The sequence below is a fragment of the Ruminococcus sp. BSD2780120874_150323_B10 genome (assembly GCF_015553695.1).
Taxonomy (GTDB): Bacteria; Bacillota; Clostridia; order Oscillospirales; family Acutalibacteraceae; genus Ruminococcoides; species Ruminococcoides intestinale_A.
In genome coordinates this window covers 21,342-29,226 of the sequence record NZ_JADNHD010000020.1, presented here as the reverse complement: position 1 = coordinate 29,226, position 7,885 = coordinate 21,342, and the positions used below count along the sequence as shown (strand labels likewise).

The 7,885-nt window shown below is 37.1% G+C and carries 8 protein-coding genes; 7 read left to right on the top strand and 1 reads right to left on the bottom strand.

The genetic code is table 11. The annotated features are described in order from the left end of the window. Nucleotides 1–285 precede the first annotated feature (285 nt). Nucleotides 286–1,764: an IMP dehydrogenase gene (guaB, locus tag I2E21_RS10990; protein WP_022234244.1), complete on the bottom strand. Its 1,479-nt coding sequence runs from the start codon at nucleotides 1,762–1,764 to the stop codon at nucleotides 286–288. A gap of 366 nt (nucleotides 1,765–2,130) precedes the next feature. On the opposite strand from guaB, the gene I2E21_RS10985 reads away from it, so the two are divergent. The 7 genes from I2E21_RS10985 (at nucleotide 2,131) to I2E21_RS10955 (ending at nucleotide 7,825) form a co-directional block, all read left to right on the top strand. After that, nucleotides 2,131–2,493, top strand: coding sequence for a phenylpyruvate tautomerase MIF-related protein (locus I2E21_RS10985; protein WP_195411356.1), 363 nt, complete (start codon nucleotides 2,131–2,133; stop codon nucleotides 2,491–2,493). Between the two features lie 58 nt (nucleotides 2,494–2,551). Next, nucleotides 2,552–3,592: a D-alanine--D-alanine ligase gene (locus I2E21_RS10980; protein WP_195411355.1), complete on the top strand. Its 1,041-nt coding sequence runs from the start codon at nucleotides 2,552–2,554 to the stop codon at nucleotides 3,590–3,592. 20 nt (nucleotides 3,593–3,612) lie between these two features. Next, nucleotides 3,613–3,993: a DUF3783 domain-containing protein gene (locus I2E21_RS12605; RefSeq protein ID WP_195411354.1), complete on the top strand. Its 381-nt coding sequence runs from the start codon at nucleotides 3,613–3,615 to the stop codon at nucleotides 3,991–3,993. Nucleotides 3,994–4,120: 127 nt separating this feature from the next. Further along, nucleotides 4,121–5,005, top strand: coding sequence for a DNA adenine methylase (locus I2E21_RS10970; protein WP_195411353.1), 885 nt, complete (start codon nucleotides 4,121–4,123; stop codon nucleotides 5,003–5,005). 13 nt (nucleotides 5,006–5,018) lie between these two features. Next, a complete protein-coding gene (locus I2E21_RS10965; protein WP_195411352.1) occupies nucleotides 5,019–5,876 on the top strand; it encodes a type II restriction endonuclease in 858 nt (285 codons plus the stop codon). Nucleotides 5,877–5,903: 27 nt separating this feature from the next. After that, nucleotides 5,904–6,656 carry a DNA methyltransferase gene (locus I2E21_RS10960; RefSeq protein ID WP_195411351.1) on the top strand — a complete coding sequence of 251 codons (753 nt, stop codon included), beginning with the start codon at nucleotides 5,904–5,906 and terminating at the stop codon, nucleotides 6,654–6,656. Between the two features lie 374 nt (nucleotides 6,657–7,030). Further along, nucleotides 7,031–7,825, top strand: coding sequence for a transporter substrate-binding domain-containing protein (locus tag I2E21_RS10955; RefSeq protein ID WP_195411350.1), 795 nt, complete (start codon nucleotides 7,031–7,033; stop codon nucleotides 7,823–7,825). The last annotated feature ends 60 nt before the right edge of the window (nucleotides 7,826–7,885 follow it).

Below are 7,885 nucleotides of genomic sequence, written 5' to 3'. Positions count from 1 at the left end.
GGTGCAAGCACGCAAACAGCGCGGCTGTTTGCGCCCAATAAATTGTTAAATCGGAAGATTTTTATGGGCGCTGCCCAAACCCGCAATTTTTGAAAAAATTGAGTAAACTTTTTTGTTTTTGGGAGGATAATTTAGCGTTAGCTAAATTTCAATGCCCGACCGACACTCCGCTAAACCACAATTTACCCCAACTTTTGATAAAGAACCTGAAAAAACTTTAATAATAACCGCAAAAAACCGCTTGATGCATAAAACACCAAGCGGTTAAATATTTTTTATTTAAAATCAGCCGTTAAAAGAATAGTTTGGAGCTTCCTTTGTAATCTGAATGTCATGTGGGTGGCTTTCACGAAGACCTGCACCTGAAATTCTTACAAACTGTGCTTTCTGATGAAGGTCAGAAATAGTTGCACAACCTGTGTAACCCATACCGGACTTAAGACCGCCCATAAGCTGATAAATTGTGTCGCCGAGAGTTCCCTTGTAAGGTACTCTGCCTTCAACACCTTCCGGAACAAACTTGTTGTTGCTTGCCTGGAAGTATCTGTCGGAGCTGCCTTTGCCCATAGCGCCAAGGCTACCCATACCACGGTAAACCTTGAACTGTCTGCCCTGATAAATCTCTTTTTCTCCCGGGCTTTCTTCGCAGCCTGCAACAAGTGAGCCGACCATAACTACGCTGCCGCCTGCCGCAAGAGCCTTAACTATATCACCGCTGTACTTGATACCGCCGTCTGCAATAACCGGTACACCGTACTTAGATGCCTCACAAGCCGCATCGTAAATTGCTGTAATCTGCGGTACGCCGATACCTGCAACAATTCTTGTTGTACAGATAGAACCCGGACCGATACCAACCTTTACTGTGTCTGCGCCTGCCTCAATAAGAGCCTTGGCAGCCTCTGCTGTAGCAATGTTTCCGGCAACGAGCGGAACATTAGGATAAGCCTTTTTAACTTTGGCAACTGTTTTTATAATGTTTGAGTTGTGACCGTGAGCAGAGTCGAGGAAGAGTACATCTACCTGTGACTCAACAAGAGCGGCAACTCTGTCGAGAACATCTGCTGTAGCGCCGATAGCCGCACCGCAGAGGAGTCTGCCTTTGTCATCACGGGCTGAATTAGGATACTGAACCGACTTTTCAATATCTTTAATTGTAATAAGTCCCTTAAGGCTGCCGTCAGAGCCTACAAGCGGGAGCTTTTCAATTCTGTGTTTACGGAGAATTTCCTGTGCCTGCTTTAATGTTGTGCCTACAGGAGCGGTAACAAGGCTTTCGTAAGTCATAACGTTTGCGATAGGCTGGTTAAAGTCAGCGCCGGTCATAAAGCGAAGGTCACGGTTTGTGATAATACCTACAAGTTTGCCGTCACGGCAGATCGGAACACCGGAAATTTTATATTTGCCCATAAGGTCGTTAGCGTCACGGACTGTATTTTCAGGAGAAAGGAAGAACGGATTTACAATAACACCGTTTTCACTTCTCTTAACACGGTCAACCTGGTCAGCCTGCTTTTCAATGCTCATATTCTTATGAATAGCACCGATACCGCCCTCTCTGGCAATAGCAATAGCCATTGCGGTTTCGGTTACAGTGTCCATTGCAGCAGTAACAACAGGAGTGTTAAGCTTAATATTTTTTGTAAGATTTGATGAAATATCAACATTCTTAGGTTCTACATCAGACTCACCGGGGATGAGAAGAACATCATCAAAGGTAAGACCTTCTTTGCCGAATTTCTGATTGTAATCTGTATTCAACATAAACTATCCTCCATTTTCCTTTTCTCATACATAATTGTTTATTATTAAATTTTATTATATCAAATAATTCACTCAAGTGCAACAGATAATTTGCAGTTTTTAAAATTTTTATAACGAATTTTCTGAGCCTGTAAAGAAGACGGCATTTTGTGAATAATATAAAATGTTTATAAAGTATTATTGTGTATTCGGCAATTGTACTTCGTTGTTTTCAATAGTATTTTAATGTTTTAATATGCAAAATGACAAAAATATTTTGCTTTTTAAGATGTATAAAAAACGCTTTTTATAAACTTTATTACAACATCAAAAAATCCTTGCTTTAAAAACTTATGCGTATTATAATATAGGATAGTTATTTGGCTTATGATTTACGAAAGGACAGATTTTATGCCTTTTATAGATGTTAAAACTAATGTGACTTTCTCAAAGGAGAAAGCAGACGAACTTATGAAAGAGCTTTCCGGTTCGCTTAAGGCAATCGGCAAGAGCGAGGCGTATGTTATGTGCGCCGTTAATGACGGATTAAAAATGAGTTTTCAGGGCAGCAGTGACGAGCCTGCGGCAATAGTTGAAGTAAAACTTCTGGGCAAGGGTACAAAAGACGGCTATGCCAAAGTTACCGAGAATATCTGCAATATTATGCAGACAAACGGCATTGCGGGCAAGCGTTGCTATGTTAAGTACGATGAAGTAGAGCATTGGGGTATGGACAGCTTTATGTTCTGAAAACAGACTGTTATTTACCGAATAATTATCTATATATTTTACGGGAGAAAGAGTTATTATGAGAATTGTTGTTCTTGCAGGCGGATTAAGTACAGAGCGTGACGTATCAATATCTTCGGGTATCAAGGTAGCGTCTGCTTTGCGTGAAAAAGGTAACGAAGTAGTTTTGCTTGATGTATTTATGGGTTACGAAGAGAATTTCTGCGACATTGACGCACTCTTCAAGCACAATTACAGCTTTACGGACAGCCTCGGTGTCGGCACGGAAATTCCCGACATTAAGACAGTCAAGGAGAACCGCCTTGATAAATCATCAAAATTTATCGGTATGAATGTTATTGAAATCTGCGCCGAGGCAGATATTACATATCTTGCTCTTCACGGCGGTGAGGGCGAGAACGGTCAGATTCAGGCTACACTTGACCTTTTCGGCATCAAATACACGGGTTCGGGTTATCTCGGCTCTGCGCTTGCTATGAATAAGGCGCTTACAAAGAGCGTACTTATTCAGAACAGAGTTACAACCCCTGCGGGCAGAGTTTACAAGTCAGCCCAAGACGCAGAGGATTGGAGTTACTATCCTTGCGTTGTAAAGCCGTGTTCGGGCGGTTCAAGCGTAGGCATTACAAAGGCAGAAAACAGAGCGGAGTATTTAGAGTCTGTAAAAGAGGCTTTCAAATATGAAAAAGAAATCGTAGTTGAGCAGTTCATAGAGGGCAGAGAGTTCTCCGTAGGCGTTATCGGCGGCAGAGCATTGCCTCCGATTGAGATTATTCCTAAGACAGGTTTCTACGATTATGTGGCAAAGTATCAGGCAGGCGCAACAGACGAAATTTGCCCTGCTGACATTACTGCAAGCGAGGACGATGTTCTTCGTAAAGCTGCCGAGGCTGCGTTTAAGGCTCTCAACTTGCAGAGCTATGCAAGAATTGACTTTATTCTTGATAAAGTATCGGGCGAGGCTTATTGTCTTGAGGCAAACTCACTTCCCGGTATGACTCCGACAAGCTTGCTCCCACAGGAGGCAGCGGCAGAGGGTATTGACTATCCGTCACTTTGCGAAAAAATCATTGAAGTTTCTCTTGAGAAATACAATTAATAAAACAGAGGTGTTTTGCTGTGAACGAGGCTGTACTTCTTTATAATTATAAAGGCGACAGACTGAAAGCCGTAAGAAATACGCTTTTGTCTATGAAAATACCTGTAAAAATAGCCACTAAAAAAGACTTTTCAAAGCCTATCGGGGCATTGTTTGGCTTAAAGGATATTGAGCCGTTAAGCGATGATTTTCCGAGTTTTGACGATGAGCTTATGGTTATCAAGGATTTTCCGCAGCTTACATTTAATATTATGCTGAAAAAACTCGAAAACTACGGCATAAAGAAAATGCCCCTCATTTGCGCCCTCACTCCCGACAACAGCCGTTGGAGCGGAAACAGACTTTATCAAAAACTCAGCGAGGACCATTTAAAAGACAATAACCTTAAGGTTAAATTATAATTTACGGTTTTGCAGAGCGGTATTTAACAAAATACTGCTCTGCTTTTGTTTTGCAAAAAATATATCTTGATAAGCTATTTGTTTTTTGGTATTATATAATGTAATATAAAAATTAGTGAGTGATTGTATGTATATAAAAACAAAGCCTTTTGTGAAATGGGCCGGCGGAAAAAGTCAACTAATTAGCGAAATACGAAAAAAATATCCTAAAAATATAAAGTGCTATTGTGAACCGTTTGTTGGTGGAGGCGCAGTATTATTCGATATATTAGCTAATTATAAACCTGAAAAAGTTTTAATTAATGATATTAACAAAGAATTAATTATTACCTATTATCAATTGCAAAATAATGTTGATAATCTTATTAAAAAATTGTTTGCGTTACAAAATGAATTTATCAGTGCAGATTTAGAACAAAGGAAAATTATATACAATAACAATAGAAAATTATACAATTCACTAAAAAATAAATCTTGTGAAAATAATGAATTAGAAATTGCTTCTTTATTTATATTTTTAAATAAAACTTGTTTTAACGGATTATATAGAGTAAACAAAAACGGAGATTTTAATGTACCTATGGGTTCGTATAAAAATCCTTTGATTTGTGATGAATTTAATTTGAAAAAAAGCAGCAGCCTTTTGAAGAATGTAAAAATAATATGCGGTGATTACAGTAGATGTATTGATTATATAAATGATGAAACTTTTGTTTATATAGACCCTCCATATCGCCCATTAACACAAACATCATCATTTACTTCGTATTCAGCTAAGGTATTTGATGATAAAGAACAAATAAGATTAGCTGATTTTATTAATATTATTTCTCGAAAAGGGGCTATTGTAGTAGCAAGTAATTCTGACCCGCAAAATGCAGATGAAAATGATATGTTTTTTGATAATTTATATAGAAATTACAGTATAAAGAGAATACAGGCTAAGCGTGCGATTAACAGCAAAAGCGAGGGCAGAGGAAATGTTAGCGAGTTGTTGATAAGTAATTTTTAGGTGAGGTTAAATTATGAAAAGAAATTTTGATGAATGGCTTTCTGAATTTCGTGGAAGTATTGCAAATTATGAATATTATATAGATTTTAATAAAATTTATAGCAATATAAATAAGATTAAAGTTGAATTAAATATTTTAAATAGCTTGATAGGTTCCCAAAATATAGAAGAAGAATTTGAAAGTATCCTTTTAAAATATCCAGAAACATTAAAATGTATTCCTCTTTTACTTGCGGTAAGAGCAAGTGAAATATATGCTGTAGACAGCGAGGGTGAATATAAATATAATTTTAAAAATCAAAATTACAGTATTGAACAATATAAAATTTTTATGAGAAAAACAGGTTTATTTGACTTGTTGCAAAATCATATAATAAATAATCTTGTAGATTACGCTACAGGTGTAGAAACAGGTCTTGACTCTAACGGTAGAAAAAATCGTGGCGGACACTTGATGGAAAATTTAGTGGAGAGCTTTATACAAAAAGCCGGTTATAAGAAAAATGAAACCTATTTCAAAGAAATGTATATTCACGCAATAACCGATAAATGGGGAATAGATCTTTCTGCAATTTCTAATAGCGGTAAATCTGAAAAAAGGTTTGATTTTGTAATAAAAACTTCAAATAGAATTTACGGAATTGAAACAAACTTTTATGCAAGCGGTGGTTCAAAACTCAACGAAACAGCAAGAAGTTATAAGCAGATTGCACAAGAGGTTGACACCATAGACGGATTTACTTTTATTTGGTTTACAGACGGTTCCGGTTGGAAAAGTGCAAGACATAATTTAGAAGAAACCTTTGATGTTATGGAAACAATATTTAATATAAAAGATTTGGAGAATGGAATATTATCGCAGTTATCTTGATAGTAAAATCAGTGAGGTAGCTTTGTTATGAAAAAAAAGAAAATAAAGAAATGGGAGCCTGAAGATTTTGAGTTAGAAATGACCACTCATTGGTCTTTCCCTAAGCGTGGCGATTGGGCAACACACGATGCAAAGTGGCGAGGTAATTGGTCACCATATATACCAAGAAATATAATTTTAAGATATTCACAAGAAAATGATATGATACTCGATCAATTTGCAGGCGGTGGTACAACACTCGTTGAGGCAAAATTATTAAATAGGGATATAATTGGTGTTGACTGTAATGATATTGCTCTTGAGCGATGCGAGGAAAAAACGAATTTTGAATATGAAAAAGCAAAAGGAAAAGTGTATATAAGAAAAGGCGATGCTCGAAATTTGGACTTTGTTGATGACGAAAGCATAGATTTAATATGCACACACCCACCATATGCTAACATTATTAAGTACAGTGACGGGTTGGAAGATGATTTGTCGCAACTAAAAGTAAAAGATTTTTTGGAACAAATGAAACCTGTTGCAAAAGAATGTTACAGAGTATTAAAAAGAGAAAAATTTTGTGCAATTCTTATGGGAGATACAAGACAAAAAGGGCATATGATTCCGATGAGTTTTGAAGTTATGAAAATATTTCAGGATGCAGGTTTTACTTTAAAAGAACTCATAATCAAAGAACAGCATAATTGCAGAGCAACGGGCTATTGGAAAACAAACAGTGTAAAATATAACTTTTTACTCATTGCACACGAATATCTTTTTGTATTTCATAAAATTTGATTTAATAAAAAGTCAGCGAGGACCATTTAAAAGACAATAACCTTAAGGTTAAATTATAATTTACGGTTTTGCAGAGCGGTATCGGTATAAATATCGCCCTGCTTTTGTTTTTGCTTTTTTAAGTGACGGGTGAATGATTTGGCAAAGTAACAATTGGGTGACAAGGCTGTCTTCTTTTATTGTAAAAATTTGTCTTAAACAGTGCATTAAAAACCTAAATTTTAATATCTTTTCCCGTAATGTAAAAATTATGGAATTTTTACGGATATTTTGTAGGAATTAGCAAATTTATCTTACCTTTTTTACTTGATTTATTTTGGTTTTTGTATTACTATAATAGATGTATGATTTTTTAAAAAGAAAAGGGGATTACTATGAAAAAAGTTATTTCATTGGCACTTGCCGCTGTAATTTGTTCAGCATCAATGCTCCTTGCCGCTTGCGGTGGTAGCACAACAAAGAAAATTGCTACAGTTGATGACCTTGAGGGCGCAAAAATCGGCGTTCAGCTTGGCACAACAGGCGATATTTACGCAAGTGATTACGAGGAAAAGGGTTCAACAGTAGAACGCTTTAACAAGGGTGCAGACGCTGTTCTCGCTCTTACACAGGGCAAGATTGACTGCGTTATCATTGACAGCGAGCCTGCTAAGGCTTTTGTTGCCGCTAATGACGGTCTTAAGATTCTTGACGAACCGTTTGCGGAAGAAGAATATGCAATCTGCGTAGCTAAGGACAATACAGACCTCCTCGGCAAAATCAACACAGCTCTTGCAGAGCTCAAAGCTGACGGTACAACAGAGTCAATCGAAAAGAACTTCATCGGCGATGATACAAAGGGAAAAACACCTTATGTAACTCCTGCAGGAACAGATTATCCGAACGGCGAGCTTCATATGGCAACAAACGCTTTCTTTGAGCCTTACGAGTATTATGACGGCGACACAGTAGTAGGTATTGACGCATCTATGGCACAGGCTATCTGCGACAAACTCGGATACAAGCTTGTTATTGACGATATGGACTTTGATTCTATCATAACATCTGTTCAGACAGGCAAGGCTGATTTCGGTATGGCAGGTATGACAGTAACAGATGAAAGATTACAGTCAATCAACTTCTCTGACAGCTATACAACAGCTACTCAGGTAATTATAGTTAAAGAATAATTAAAGATTTTTCCGGAAAGGCAGCATAAAAGCTGCTTTTCTGATATATAAAGGAATTTA